This window comes from Streptomyces sp. 12E (assembly GCF_055633275.1).
Genome location: NZ_JBVNCJ010000001.1, coordinates 378,326 through 391,267, shown reverse-complemented (window position 1 = coordinate 391,267; position 12,942 = coordinate 378,326). Strand labels below are relative to the sequence as shown.

Sequence of the window (12,942 nt, the reverse complement as noted above, 5' to 3'; positions counted from 1 at the left end):
GCGCCCGTCACGGCCGGCCGGGCGCGACGCGAGCGGCGACCAGGCCGGGCGCCGGCCTGGTCCGCGGAGCGTTTCGTCGTCCGAGAGGGCGTGCGTGCCGAGCGGCGCACCGCGGGGACCAGGGAGGACCACGACGGGCGTCACCGCGCAGGACGCGGCCGAGGCGCGGCTCAGTCGAGGAGGCCGGCGACCATGGCGGCGAACTCCTCCGGGGTGGCGAGGCGGATGCCGAGCTGTTCGGCCTTCGCGCGCTTGGAACCGGCTCCCTCGCCCGCGACCACGAGGGCGGTCTTCCTGGAGACGCTGGAGGAGGAGCGCCCGCCGGCCCGTTCGACGAGTTCGTTCATCTCGTTGCGGGAGAGCTTCTCCAGCTTCCCGGTCATCGCGCCGGTCACCACCACCGTCATCCCGGCCAGCGGACCGCCCTCCGCCGGTGCGTCGCCCTCGGCGCCGGGGGGCGGCGGCGGAGTGGCGCCGGGCTCCGTCATGTTGACGCCCGCGGCGGCCAGCTTGTCGATGAGCGGCGCGAGTTCGGCCAGTTCCGCGACGATCGAGGGAGCCTTCTCCGCTCCGATGCCCTCGACCCGCTGCATCGCCTCGGCGTCCGCCGCGCGGATGTGGTCCATGGTGGCGAAGCAGCGGGCGATGCGCCGTGACATGGATCTTCCCGTGCCCCGCACGCCCAGCGCGCACAGCACCCGCGACAGCGGCTGCTCCTTGGCCCTGGCGAGCGCGGCGAGCAGGTTGTCGGTGCTGGTCTCGCCCATCCGCTCCAGGGCGAGCAACTGCTCACGCCGCAGGGTGAACAGATCGGCGAGATCGGCGACCAGGCCGGCGTCGACGAGTTGCACCACGCGGGTGGCGCCCAGGCCCTCGATGTCGAGCTGGTCGCGGCCCGCGGCGTAGGCGAGGGACGCGACGAGGTGGCAGTTGCGGCCCTGGGCACACCGCCAGCGTTCCTCACCGGTGTCGATGTCCGAACCGCAGCGCGGACACTGTGCCGGGAACTCGATCGGCCGTTCCTCACCCGTGCGCAGATGGGCCACCGGCGCCTCGATGCGGGGGATGACGTCGCCCGCGCGGTGGACCATGACGTGGTCGCCCAGGCGCAGGTCGCGGCGGGTGATGTCGGCCGGGTTGTGCAGGGTGGCGTAGGTGATGGTGGAGCCGTCGATGACGACCGGTTCGAGGACGCCGCGCGGCGCGATGATGCCGGTGCGGCCGACGTTCCACTCCACCTCCAGCAGGCGGGTGATCTTCTCCACGGCCGGCAGCTTGTAGGCGATCGCCCAGCGCGGCGCGCGGGAGCCGGAGCCCGCGGCCCGCCGGTCCTCGGCGAGGTCGGCCTTGACGACGATCCCGTCGATGCCGAACGGCAGCTCGGCGCGGACCGCGGCGATCTCCCCGACCCGGTCCAGGACCTCCTCGACGCTCTCGGCGACGACGTCCGGGACGGCGGTCCGGGCGCTGGTGCGCACCCCGAGGCCGGCGGCGAACGCCATCAGGTCGCTGTGCGCGAAGTCGTCGAGCTTCCGGGCCAGTTCGGATTCGGTGCCGGGCAGCGGCAGCAGCCCGTAGCCGAAGAAGGTCATCGGCACCGTGTAGAGCCGCTCCCTGGCCCGCAGGGTGCCCGCCGCCGCGTTGCGCGGATTGGCGAACGGCTGCCCGCCGTGACCGGTGCGCACCTCGTTGGCGTACTCGAACTGGGCCGTCGTCATGAGGACTTCGCCGCGCACCTCCACGGTGACCGGCTCGTCCAGCTTCTCGGGCAGCCCTTCGATGGTGCCGATCGCGTGCGAGACGTCCTCCCCGGCCGTCCCGTCCCCGCGGGTGATCAGCCGGGTGAGGCGGCCGCCGTTGTACCGGGCGGCGATCGCGAGCCCGTCCAGCTTGGGACCCACGCTGAAGCGCGTCGCCTCACGGCCGATGCGGCGGGACAGGGACGCGGTCCAGGCGGTGAACTCCTCCGCGGAGAACACGTTGTCCAGGCTGAGCATCGGCGCCGTGTGCGGCACGTCGCCCTCCACCGCGCCACCGGCGACCTTCCCGGTGGGGGAGTCGGGGAGTATCCCGTCGGGATGCTCCGCCTCCCAGTCGGCGATCCCGCGCACCAGCCGGTCGTACGCGTCGTCGTCCAGCGGCGAGGTGCCGCCCCCGTAGTAGGCGGCGGCCGCGCGTACGGCGTCCTCGACCGCCTGCGCGTAGGCGGCGGCGTCCACGATCACTGCTGCAGGTGTTGTCATGCGCTGCATCCTGCCGCCCACCACTGACAACGGGGACCACCGGCGATCGCGGCCGACCCGTTTGCCTATAGACTTTAGGTAAATGAGTAATCGGCGTAGTTGGTTGGGAGGATGGTTATGGCAGCACGCGCGGGACTGAGCACCGGACGCCTGACCAGGGCGGGGGCCGAGCTCGCCGACGAGGTCGGCTTCGACCGGGTCACGGTCTCGGAGCTCGCCCGGCGCTTCGACGTCAAGGTGGCGAGCCTGTACTCCCATGTGAAGAACTCCCAGGACCTCAAGACGCGGATCGCGCTGCTCGCCCTGGAGGAACTCGCCGACCGTGCCGCCGACGCCCTGGCCGGACGGGCCGGCAAGGACGCCCTGACCGCGCTGGCGAACGTCTACCGCGACTACGCGCGGGAGCATCCGGGACGCTACGCGGCGGCCCAGTTCCGGCTCGGCCCGGAGGCGGCCGCGGCCAGTGCGGGCGTGCGGCACGCGCAGATGACCCGGGCCCTCCTGCGCGGCTACGACCTGGCGGAACCGGACCAGACCCACGCGGTGCGCCTGCTGGGCAGCGTCTTCCACGGCTACGTCAGCCTCGAGATGGGCGGCGGGTTCAGCCACAGCGCCCCCGACACACAGGAGACCTGGACCCGCGTCCTCGACGCGCTCGACGCCCTCCTGCGCGCCTGGCCCGCCCCCTGACCACGCCTCAGGCCCGCCCGCCGCCCCGACACACGGACGGAAACCATGCCCTCCACCCCGCACACCCGGACCACCACGCCCGTCACCGCCGACCTCGTACGCGGCGCCCTCGACCTGGAATCCACGGCGAACGGGGTCCTGCCCCACCGCCTGCCCGCCCGGGCCCGCGCCCAGAACACCGACGGACAGCTCGCCATGGCGGAGTCCCAGCCCTCCGGCGTACGCCTGGTCTTCCGCACCCGGGCGACCGCCGTCGAGCTCGACACACTGCCCACCAAGCGGATCTACGTGGGCGCCCCGCCCCGCCCGGACGGCCTGTACGACCTGCTGGTCGACGGACGCCCGGTCGGTCAGGCGTCCGCGGCCGGCGGCAACAGCCTGACCATCGACATGAGCACCGGAACCGTCGAACACGGCACCGGCCCCGTCGCCACCCTCCGCTTCACCGGCCTGCCCCGCGACGACAAGACCGTCGAGATCTGGCTGCCGCACAACGAGACCACCGAACTCGTCGCCCTGCGCACCGACGCCCCGGTGGAGCCGGCGCCCGCCTCCGGTCGCAGGACCTGGCTGCACCACGGCAGCTCCATCAGCCACGGCTCCGACGCGGCGAGCCCCACCACCACCTGGCCCGCGCTCGCGGCGGCGGCGGGCGGAGTGGAACTGGTCAACCTCGGCTTCGCCGGCAGCGCCCTGCTCGACCCGTTCGTCGCCAGGACCCTGCGCGACACGCCTGCCGACCTGATCAGCGTCAAGATCGGCATCAACCTGGTCAACGCCGACCTGATGCGGCTGCGGGCCTTCGCCCCGGCCCTCCACGGCTTCCTGGACACCGTCCGGGACGGCCACCCCGAGACCCCGCTGCTGGTCGTCTCGCCGATCCTGTGCCCCATCCACGAGGACACGCCCGGTCCCACGGCCTTCGACTTCAGCCACCTCGGCGAGGGGCGGCTGCTGTTCGCCGCCGCCGGCGATCCCGAGGAGCGGGCCGAGGGCAAGCTGACGCTGAACGTCGTCCGCGACGAGCTCGAGCGCATCGTGGCGGCGCGGGCGGCGGACGACCCGAACCTGCACCACCTCGACGGCCGCGCCCTCTACGGCGAGGCGGACCACGCAGAACTCCCGCTGCCCGACCGGCTGCACCCGGACGCGGCCGCACACCGCCGCATCGGTGAACGCTTCGCCGCCCACGCCTTCGCGGCCGACGGCCCGTTCGCCGACGCCAGGAGCTGAGCGGGACGTGCGCCGCCCGACCCGGCCCACCCGGGACGGGCGGCGCGCCGGTCGCTCCTGCCGGCCGCGGACGGAGGCCAACGGCCTTCTGCGCGACGCATGTTGACGTGTGGTCATCTCTGCGCAAGGCCTGGACAGTCGTCACACCTCGTGTTGTCATTCCGCTGCACACCGAATTTCCAACGTTGGAAGAACTCCCGGCGGAGCTGACGGCCGCCCCCGTTCCGTCGTGGCCCCATGCCCCCAGTGCGAGGAAGGGTTCGATGACCAGACAACTCACCCGCCCGAGAGCCAGATGGTGGGCCGTGCTGACCGTGACGGCCCTGGCCCTGTCCACGGGCGCCCTGACGCCCGCCGCGACGGCCGCGGCACCGGCTGCCTACGGAGCGCCCGCCGCCCGGGCCGCGGACGCCGACGTGAAGGCGCACGGGCTGAAGGGCGAGTACTTCCGCATGTCGGCGCCGGGCGCCCGGGACTTCGCCGAGCTCGGCGGCGCCCAGCTCGAGCCGCAGATCAACTTCGCCGGTCTGACCGGCACGTTCGAGGAGCTCACCGGGCGGACGGAGCACACCACCGCCCGCTGGACCGGCCGGATCGAGGTCCCGGAGACCGACGACTACACCTTCCACGCCATCGGCGACAACGGCTTCAGGCTGTTCATCGACGGCGAGCCGGTCGTCGACCACTGGGAGCCCGACTGGGACCGCGAGCAGACCAGCGCCCCGGTCAGGCTGACCGCGGGCGAGTCGTACGACTTCCGCCTGGAGATGTTCCAGGACTTCGGCGGGTCGAACATGTACCTGCGCTGGTCGACGCCGACGCTCGCCAGACAGCTCGTGCCGATGACGGCGTTCACCCCGCCCGCCGACTTCGAGGTCTACCCGGTCGGACTGACCGTGGGACAGGACGGACGCAAGCTGCGGGCCCGCTTCGACGGCCGGGTGAGCGGCCTCGCGGGGGTGGCGGAGCACCTGAAGGTGGAGGCCGACACCACCGTCATGCCGGTCGAGTCGGTGAAGGCCGTCCCCGGCGACCGGGCTTCCCTCGAGGTCACCCTCTCCGAGGCGATCCAGAAGAACCAGACGGTCCGGGTCGTCTACGACGGCGAGGGCGGCCTCGAGGCCGGCGGCGAGACCGTCCCCCGGATCGCCCGCCACGCCGAGAACGCCTCCGCCCGTCGCCTCACCACACCGTGGGGCGACAAGGTGGACAGGGACAACCCGCTGCCGGAGTACCCGCGCCCCCAGCAGGTGCGCGCGCGGTGGAAGAACCTCAACGGACCCTGGCAGTTCAGCGCCGCCGAGGCGGGGCAGCAGCCCGTCTTCGGCAAGAACCTGAACGAGAAGATCATCGTGCCGTTCCCGGTCGAGTCCCAGCTCTCCGGGATCGAGCGGCACGAGGACCACATGTTCTACCGCAGGCTCGTGGACGTGCCGAAGAACTGGAAGGTCGGCAAGGGCGGCAAGAACCGGCTCAAGCTGAACTTCGGCGCCGTCGACTACCAGGCCCGTGTCTGGGTGAACGGCCGGAAGGTCGCCGAGCACACCGGCGGCTACGACGCCTTCAGCGCCGACATCACCGACGCCCTCAGGAGCAGGGGCCCCCAGGAGATCGTCGTCGCCGTCACCGACACCGGCGGTGCCGACCAGCCGTTGGGCAAGCAGTCCACCAGCCCCGGCGGCATCTGGTACACCCAGTCGTCCGGCATCTGGCAGACCGTGTGGATGGAGCCGGTCGCCGAGACGTCCATCGACGACGTCGTCACCACACCGGACATCGACAGCAGGACGCTGGCGGTGACCGTCGAGTCCGCCGGCGCCTCCGCCGGGGCACGCGTCGAGGCCGTGGCCCGTGACCACCGCGGCGAGGTCGTCGGCAGGATCAGCGGTCCGGCCGGCGAGGAGCTGCGCCTGCCGGTGGCGGGCCGGCGCCTGTGGAGCCCGGAGGACCCCTACCTCTATGACCTCGACGTCACGCTGAAGGACGGCAGGTCCACCGACACCGTCGACAGCTACTTCGGCATGCGGAAGATCGGCATCGAGGACGTGGGCGGCTACAGGAAGCTCGTCCTCAACGGCAAGCCCGTCTTCTCCCTCGCCACCCTGGACCAGGGCTTCTGGCCCGACGGGCTCTACACCGCGCCCAGCGACGACGCCCTGGCGTTCGACCTGAAGGCGCACAAGCGGCTCGGTTTCAACGCCGTCCGCAAGCACATCAAGGTGGAGTCGCCCCGGTGGTTCTACCACGCGGACCGGCTCGGCCTGCTGGTCTGGCAGGACTTCGTGTCCGGCGACATCACCGACGAGACCGGTCGGAAGGCCTTCATCGACCAGGGCCGGGAGATGATGCGCCAGCATCACGACTCGCCCGCCGTCATCGGCTGGATCGTCTTCAACGAAGGCTGGGGCGAGTGGAGCCGCGAGGAGACCGGCAAGCTCACCGACGCCGTGAGGACCGCCGACCCCTCCCGCGTCGTCAACGCCCACAGCGGTGTCAACTGCTGCAACAGCAAGGGCGACTCCGGCAGGGGCGACATCATCGACCACCACGACTACACCAACGAGGACCCGCCCTTCCCGGACCACCGCGCGGCCATGGACGGCGAGCACGGCGGGTTCACCCTGCGCACCCCGGGGCACATGTGGCCCGGCCCGCCGACCGTCATCTACAGCGGCGTGGACAGCAAGGAGGCGCTGACCCGCGCGTACGTGGAGAACACCGAGAGGTTCTACCTCGACCAGGCCGGCGCGGAGCTGTCCGGCTCGGTGTACACGCAGATCACCGACCTGGAGAACGAGCTCAACGGCCTCTACACGTACGACCGCCGGGAGATCAAGGTCGACCCGGCGCGAGTGCGCGAGGTCAACCTGAAGGTGCTCGCGGCCGGCGCCGCGGCGGGCCGGCGGGCACCGCTCAAGGGCGGCGGCCACTGGTCCCTCGACGAGGGCACCGGCACCACCGCGAAGGACGACGGCCCGAACGGCAAGGCGCTGAACCTCACCGAGGGCGCCACCTGGACCACCGGAGTGAGCGGCAGCGCGCTGAAGTTCGACGGACGGAACCAGTTCGCCCGGACCGACGGGCCGGTGCTCGACACCACCGGCAGCTACACGGTCTCCGCCTGGGTCACCCTCGACGCGCTGCCGGGCAACTACGCCACCGCCGTCAGCCAGGACGGCCGGCGCCAGGCGAGCCCGTTCTACCTGCAGTACGGGCAGGGCGCCTTCGCCTTCAGCACCCCCGACGGCAAGCGGGCGCGCCTGGAGATCCGGCCCGAACCGGGCCGCTGGTACCACCTGGTGGGCGTACGGGACGACGCCACCAACCAGATCACGCTGTATGTCGACGGCAAGAAGGCGGCGACCGTCACGGGCGGTCCGGACCACGTCGGCTCCGGCCCCCTCGCGGTGGGCCGCGCCAAGTGGAACGGTGACGACACCGACTTCTGGAACGGCTCCGTGGACGAGGTGCACGCCTACGACAAGGTGCTCACCGCCGAGGAGGTGACCGCGCTCCACGAGGCGGAGAAGCCGTAGCACCGGCGCGACGAGGGGGCGGACGCCGCGGGCGTCCGCCCCCTGACGCACTCCCGTCGCCGCGGGGCCGGCGTCCGGCTCACGGGCGCGCTCGGCCGGCCCCCGGCCTTCGCTCGGCGTGTCGCCCACCGCACCCCCGGTGCCACAGGCGTGCCGTGCCCGTGGCGGCACCAGGAGCACGGGTTCGTCGCGAAGCCGAGGACGCCGCCCGTGGCGTACCGGGCCGGGCGTGCGCCTGGCGTCTCAGGCGTGCGTCGACTTCCCCGCCGCGGCCCGCCCCAACGTGCTCTCCCGTTCGGCGAGTCGATGACCCGCCCGGATCCGGCGCGGCTGCGGCGCCCGGTCGTTGAGGCGGGCCAGCACCGACTCCACCGCCAGCCGGCCGATGGCGGCCTTGTCCGGCGACACGGACGTGAGCGTCACCGCCCCGAAGCGTCCCTCGATCACGTCGTCGAAGCCGACGACGGCGATGTCCTCCGGTACGCGCAGGCCCCGTTCGTGCAGCACCCGCATCGCCCCGATCGCCATCGGGTCGTTGTAGGCGAACACCGCGTCGGGCCGCCGCCCGCTGTCCAGGATGTGTTTCATCGCCAGCGCCCCGTCGGCATGCCCCCAGCCGTCGGTGGCGGCGACGAGCCCTTCGTCGGTCGGCAGCCCGGCCGCGGTGAGCTCTTCGCGCCAGCCGCGCACCCGCAGTTGCGCCGGCTCGCTGCGTCCGCGACGGGCCCCGATGAACGCCACCTCCCGGCGCCCCAGATCGATCAGGTGCCGGACGGCGGCGCGGGCCGCGGCCACGTTGTCGATGGCGATGTGGTCGTACGGCAGGTCGTACTCCCGCTCGCCGAGCAGGACCAGCGGCACGTCCTCGGCGCGGTCGCGCAGGTCCTCGGCCTCCAGTTCGATGGGGCTGAGGATGAGGCCGTCGATGACCCGGGCCCGGAAGCCCTGGCTCACCAGCAGCTCCTGCTCACGCATGCCCCCGGTGTGGTCGAGCAGCACGATGTAGTCGTGCTCGGACGCCGCGTCGATGACGGAGGCGGCCAGTTCGGCGAAGTAGGGGTTCCCGAGCTCGGGCAGGGCGAGCGCGATGATGCCCGTACGCCCCTTCCGCAGATGCCTGGCGGCGAGGTTGGGGCGGTAGCCGAGCGCGTCGATGGACCGCTGCACCCGCTCGCGCATGGCCGGGGTGACGTGCTGGTAGTCGTTCACCACGTTGGAGACGGTCTTGATGGAGACCCCCGCGTGCGCGGCGACGTCCTTGAGGCTGACCCGCACGGCAATCCCTTCATGAGCGGCCCGCCCCGGTTGGCCGGTGCGGATGCGCGCCGTCACCATGAGCCGCGCACCGAGCCGCTGGGCCCGAGTTTTACAACGTTATACACGCCGCTCCGCGACACTGACAAGGCCACGGAAGCGTCGTCCCGGGAGCCTGTCACCGTCCGTCCACCGTCACCCTCCCGGGCTCTCCCGCGCGATCAGCCGGTGTCCCGCCGTCTCGTCGACCGCCGGTCCTCCCGGCTCGCCGGCGTCCGTGCGCTCCAGCAGAAGCTCCACCGCGCGCCGCGCGACACCGGGCTTGGCGGGGGAGACCGTGGTGATCGCGGGGACGCTGAACCGGGTCGTCTCGATGTCGTCGAACCCGGTCACGTCCTCGACACCGTCCCGCGCGATCTGGAGGAGGCCGCCCGCCTCGACGGCGCCGGTCGCGTGAGGATCCTCTGGCCGGTGATGCCACCGCTGTCCCGCCCCATGCTCGCCGCGGTGCCGGTCCTCGTGTTCATTGGGGCGTGGAACGACTTCCCGTGGCCGTTCGTGTCCACGTCCGACCCGGCGCTGATGACCCTGTCGGTCGGCATCACCGCGGTGAAGGACGCCCACGGCGTCAACTGCGCCCAGACGACGGCGTCCTCGGTGCCGGTCGCACTGCCCCTGGCACTGGTGTTCGCCTTCTTCCGGCGGCACATCGTGAAGTCGGTGGCGACGGCCGGCCTGGGCGGCCGGTGACCCCCGGTGGCGCGCCGGAGGGGACCACGGCCGGCTGAGGCGTTAGCGTCGGGACATGGCCGGTGAGCGCCGCGGATGGCGGGGGTGTCTGCTCGGCGGTGCGGTGTTCGCGGTGTGCATGACCGGCACCACGCTGCCGGCCCCGCTCTACCCCCTGTACCAGCAGGAGTTCGGCTTCTCCGAGCTGACGGTCACCGTCGTGTACGCGGTGTACGCCTTCGCGGTCATCGGAGTGCTGCTGCTGGCCGGCAACGCCTCGGACGCCGTGGGCAGGCGCCCGGTGCTGCTGTGGGGCCTGGGCTGCGCGGTCGCGAGCGCCGTCTGCTTCCTGTGCGCCACCGCGCTGGGCCGGCTGTACGCGGGGCGGCTGCTGTCCGGACTCTCCGCCGGACTGTTCACCGGCGCCGCCACGGCCTACGTCATGGAGTCGGCGCCGCCCGGCGGAACGTCCCGGGCCACGTTCGTCGCCACCGCCGTCAACACGGGCGGCCTCGGCTGCGGCCCGCTGCTCGCCGGTCTCCTCGCCGAGTACGCGCCCTGGCCGCTGTACCTGCCGTTCGCCGTGCACCTCGCCCTGGTGGCCTGTTCGGCCGCCGTCCTGCTGCGGCTCCCGGAGACCGTGGCGGAGCGCCGTCCGCTGAGGACCGTACGGCCGCAGCGGCCGGGGGTGCCGGCACGGGTGCGGCCGGTGTTCGGCCCGGCGGCGACCGCCTCCTTCGTGGGCTTCGCGTTGTTCGGCGTGTTCACCTCCGTCGGTCCGGCCTTCCTCGCGCGGTCCCTGGACGTCACCGATCACGCCGTGAGCGGGCTGGTGGTGGCGCTGGCCTTCTTCTCCTCGACCGGCGGGCAGCTGGCCGCCGGCCGGGCCGGACCGGTCCGGTCACTGCCGCTGGGCTGCGCCGGACTCCTCACCGGGCTGGGGCTGCTCGCGGCCGCGTTGCACCGGGACCTGCTGACGCTGGTGGTGCTCAGCGCGGTCACCGGAGGATTCGGCCAGGGGCTCGCGTTCCGCGGCGCGCTGTCCGCGGTGAGCGGGGCGTCCCCGTCGGACCGGCGCGCGGCGGTGATCTCGACGCTGTTCGTGGTGGCGTACCTCGGCATCTCGGTGCCGGTCATCGGCGTCGGGCTGCTGACCGGCCCGATGGGCCTGGAAGGCGCGGGGCTGGTGTTCATCGCCTGCATGGGAGCCCTCGTCGTCGCCGCGGCCGGCTACCTCCTGCGCCGGCCGGTGCCGACGGGGACGTGAGCGCCGGCCGTGTGCGCTTCCGGCGCCGCCCGGACGACCGGGCCGCGCTAGGACCTGATGAATTCCAGGATGTCGCGGTTGAGGACGTCCGAATGGGTCGTCAGCATCCCGTGGGGATACCCCTCGTAGGTCTTCAGGGTGCCGTTCTTGAGCAGTTTGACCGTCAACGGGGCGGAGTTCTCGTAGGGGACGACCTGGTCGTCGGTGCCGTGCGCGACGAGGACCGGGACGTCGATCCGCCGGAGGTCCTCGGTGAAGTCGGTCTCCGAGAACGCCTTGATGCACTCGTAGTGGGCGTTGGCCGCTCCCGTCATGCCCTGCCGCCACCAGTTGTCGATCACCCCCTGGGAGACCTCCGCGCCGGGCCGGTTGAACCCGTAGAACGGACCCGACGGCACGTCGATGAAGAACTGCGCGCGGTTGGCGGCCAGAGCCGCGCGCAACCCGTCGAAGACCTCGATCGGCACACCGCCGGGATTGCTCTCCGACTTGACCATGACCGGGGGGACCGCGCCGACCAGCACCGCCTTCGAGACCCGGCCGGGCTCGGCCCGCGCGACGTACCGCGCGACCTCTCCGCCGCCGGTCGAGTGTCCGACGTGTACGGCCCCCCGGAGATCGAGGGCTCCGGTCAACGCCGCCACGTCCGCGGCGTAGGTGTCCATCTCGTGGCCGGCCGAGGTCTGACCGGAGCGCCCGTGACCGCGTCGGTCGTGCGCGATCACGCGGTAGCCGTGGGAGAGGAAGAACAGCATCTGGCTGTCCCAGTCGTCGGCGCTGAGCGGCCAGCCGTGGTGGAAGACGATCGGCTGTCCGTCGCGCGGACCCCAGTCCTTGTAGAAGACGGCCGTGCCGTCGGGGGTGGTGACCGTGCCCATGGGTGATCCCTCCACGTGATCCGGGCCGACGGCACCCACCCTACGCTCCGGGCCGGCGCGCCTCATCTCCTGAATGTCCACCGAGGTACGGTTAGGTGGGTCTTATGGTAATTCCATGCCGCTTGTTCCCAGATGGGTCCTCTTCTCTTCGGGGTGTGCGCCCGCCCTGCTGATCGGGGGCTGGACGATCGCGGCGTCGCTGGAAGGACCCGCCTACGACCCCGTCACTCAGACGATCAGCGTCCTGGCGGCCTACGGAGCAGCGGGGTCCTGGGTGATGACCGTCGCGCTGCTGGCGCTGGGCGCCTGCCATCTGCTCACCGCCTGGGGGCTGCGGGCTGCGGCGACGGCCGGACGCGTGGCGCTGGCCGGCGGCGGAGTGGCGGCGCTGGTGGTGGCGCTGCTGCCGGTGCCGAGCAGCGGGGGGTCCCTGCGGCACGGTGCGGTGGCCGCCGTCGGATTCGCGCTGCTGGCCCTGTGGCCGTTGCTGGCCACCGGCGGAGGCGCCGCTCCATGGGCGCTGCGGCCGGCGGTCTCGGCCGCGGCGACCGCCTTGATGGTCGTCGGCGCCGTGTGGTTCCTCGTCGAGACGCGCCGTCAGGGGGCGGCCGGTGTCGCGGAACGCGTGGTGACGGCCCTTCAGTCCCTGTGGCCCTTCGTGGTCGTCGTCTCCTGCCTCCGTCATGCCGGGGGCGGCGACGAGCAGCCCGCGGCATGACGGGCTGAGAGGGTGATGAGGCGCGGCAGCGTGCGGGCGTCGAAGGCGAGCAGGCCGTCGAAGGCGAGCGCGAGGCGGTGGCGCCGGGCGCCGCCCGCGGCGGCCGCCGTCCGGGCGCGTTCATGGCCGGCCTCGGCGCGGGCGACCGATCCGGGCGACTCCCGCCCGAGCGGCCTGACGTCAGCGGCCGGCACGCCCGGGGCGGCGGAATCCGCCCGCGGACGTGGGCCGCTGCCCGGTGCGGGTCCGGGTTCCGGGCGCGCCGGGGTCGTCACGGCTGACCGCGTGCGGGGTGGCGTCGCCGTCGAGCGCGACGTCCTGGGCTCGCCCGGTGAGCCGGCGGAGCGTCGCCTCCGGTGCTCGGCGGGGAGTGTCCCGCGGCCGTGCGGTTCCG

General features: G+C 72.7%; 9 protein-coding genes and 2 pseudogenes. 6 read left to right on the top strand and 5 right to left on the bottom strand.

Annotated elements, in window-relative coordinates:
• Positions 1 to 170 precede the first annotated feature (170 nt).
• Entirely contained in the window at positions 171 to 2,252 is a 2,082-nt protein-coding gene (ligA, locus tag ACZ8ZB_RS01815) for an NAD-dependent DNA ligase LigA (protein WP_470735951.1), read from the bottom strand.
• Between the two features lie 108 nt (positions 2,253 to 2,360).
• Between ligA and ACZ8ZB_RS01810 the strand changes: the two genes are divergently transcribed.
• The 3 genes from ACZ8ZB_RS01810 to ACZ8ZB_RS01800 all read left to right on the top strand — a co-directional run bounded on the left by ACZ8ZB_RS01810 (position 2,361) and on the right by ACZ8ZB_RS01800 (position 7,702).
• Positions 2,361 to 2,933, top strand: coding sequence for a TetR/AcrR family transcriptional regulator (locus ACZ8ZB_RS01810; protein WP_470735950.1), 573 nt, complete (start codon positions 2,361 to 2,363; stop codon positions 2,931 to 2,933).
• 45 nt (positions 2,934 to 2,978) lie between these two features.
• Positions 2,979 to 4,166 (top strand): GDSL-type esterase/lipase family protein, encoded by a 1,188-nt coding sequence (locus tag ACZ8ZB_RS01805; RefSeq protein ID WP_470735949.1) that lies wholly within the window; start codon positions 2,979 to 2,981, stop codon positions 4,164 to 4,166.
• Between the two features lie 263 nt (positions 4,167 to 4,429).
• On the top strand, positions 4,430 to 7,702 hold the full coding sequence (locus ACZ8ZB_RS01800) for a LamG-like jellyroll fold domain-containing protein (protein ID WP_470735948.1): 3,273 nt from the start codon (positions 4,430 to 4,432) through the stop codon (positions 7,700 to 7,702).
• A 243-nt stretch (positions 7,703 to 7,945) separates the two neighbouring features.
• Here the strand turns inward: ACZ8ZB_RS01800 and ACZ8ZB_RS01795 are convergent, their stop codons facing one another.
• Both ACZ8ZB_RS01795 and ACZ8ZB_RS01790 read right to left on the bottom strand, forming a co-directional pair.
• The gene (locus ACZ8ZB_RS01795) at positions 7,946 to 8,977 is read right to left on the bottom strand and encodes a LacI family DNA-binding transcriptional regulator (protein WP_470735947.1); all 1,032 of its coding nucleotides are present in this window, start codon (positions 8,975 to 8,977) and stop codon (positions 7,946 to 7,948) included.
• A 174-nt stretch (positions 8,978 to 9,151) separates the two neighbouring features.
• Positions 9,152 to 9,460, bottom strand: a pseudogene (locus ACZ8ZB_RS01790) (substrate-binding domain-containing protein); the annotation flags it as partial.
• On the opposite strand from ACZ8ZB_RS01790, the pseudogene ACZ8ZB_RS01785 reads away from it, so the two are divergent.
• Both ACZ8ZB_RS01785 and ACZ8ZB_RS01780 read left to right on the top strand, forming a co-directional pair.
• Positions 9,356 to 9,706: pseudogene (locus ACZ8ZB_RS01785) on the top strand (carbohydrate ABC transporter permease); the annotation flags it as partial. The pseudogenes ACZ8ZB_RS01790 and ACZ8ZB_RS01785 overlap by 105 nt on opposite strands.
• A gap of 55 nt (positions 9,707 to 9,761) precedes the next feature.
• Positions 9,762 to 10,952 carry an MFS transporter gene (locus tag ACZ8ZB_RS01780; RefSeq protein WP_470735946.1) on the top strand — a complete coding sequence of 397 codons (1,191 nt, stop codon included), beginning with the start codon at positions 9,762 to 9,764 and terminating at the stop codon, positions 10,950 to 10,952.
• 47 nt (positions 10,953 to 10,999) lie between these two features.
• On the opposite strand, the gene ACZ8ZB_RS01775 is transcribed toward ACZ8ZB_RS01780, so the two are convergent.
• Positions 11,000 to 11,830: an alpha/beta fold hydrolase gene (locus ACZ8ZB_RS01775; RefSeq protein ID WP_470735945.1), complete on the bottom strand. Its 831-nt coding sequence runs from the start codon at positions 11,828 to 11,830 to the stop codon at positions 11,000 to 11,002.
• Positions 11,831 to 11,945: 115 nt separating this feature from the next.
• On the opposite strand from ACZ8ZB_RS01775, the gene ACZ8ZB_RS01770 reads away from it, so the two are divergent.
• Positions 11,946 to 12,548 carry a DUF998 domain-containing protein gene (locus tag ACZ8ZB_RS01770; protein ID WP_470735944.1) on the top strand — a complete coding sequence of 201 codons (603 nt, stop codon included), beginning with the start codon at positions 11,946 to 11,948 and terminating at the stop codon, positions 12,546 to 12,548.
• On the opposite strand, the gene ACZ8ZB_RS01765 is transcribed toward ACZ8ZB_RS01770, so the two are convergent.
• Entirely contained in the window at positions 12,512 to 12,742 is a 231-nt protein-coding gene (locus ACZ8ZB_RS01765; RefSeq protein ID WP_470735943.1) for a hypothetical protein, read from the bottom strand. The genes ACZ8ZB_RS01770 and ACZ8ZB_RS01765 overlap by 37 nt on opposite strands.
• Positions 12,743 to 12,942 lie beyond the last annotated feature (200 nt).

Bases quoted from the DNA above. Each gene is read 5' to 3' on its own strand.
- ligA (WP_470735951.1), bottom strand. From the start codon at position 2,252: ATGCAGCGCATGACAACACCTGCAGCAGTGATCGTGGACGCCGCCGCC.
- ACZ8ZB_RS01810 (WP_470735950.1), top strand. From the start codon at position 2,361: ATGGCAGCACGCGCGGGACTGAGCACCGGACGCCTGACCAGGGCGGGG.
- ACZ8ZB_RS01805 (WP_470735949.1), top strand. From the start codon at position 2,979: ATGCCCTCCACCCCGCACACCCGGACCACCACGCCCGTCACCGCCGAC.
- ACZ8ZB_RS01800 (WP_470735948.1), top strand. From the start codon at position 4,430: ATGACCAGACAACTCACCCGCCCGAGAGCCAGATGGTGGGCCGTGCTG.
- ACZ8ZB_RS01780 (WP_470735946.1), top strand. From the start codon at position 9,762: ATGGCCGGTGAGCGCCGCGGATGGCGGGGGTGTCTGCTCGGCGGTGCG.
- ACZ8ZB_RS01775 (WP_470735945.1), bottom strand. From the start codon at position 11,830: ATGGGCACGGTCACCACCCCCGACGGCACGGCCGTCTTCTACAAGGAC.
- ACZ8ZB_RS01770 (WP_470735944.1), top strand. From the start codon at position 11,946: ATGCCGCTTGTTCCCAGATGGGTCCTCTTCTCTTCGGGGTGTGCGCCC.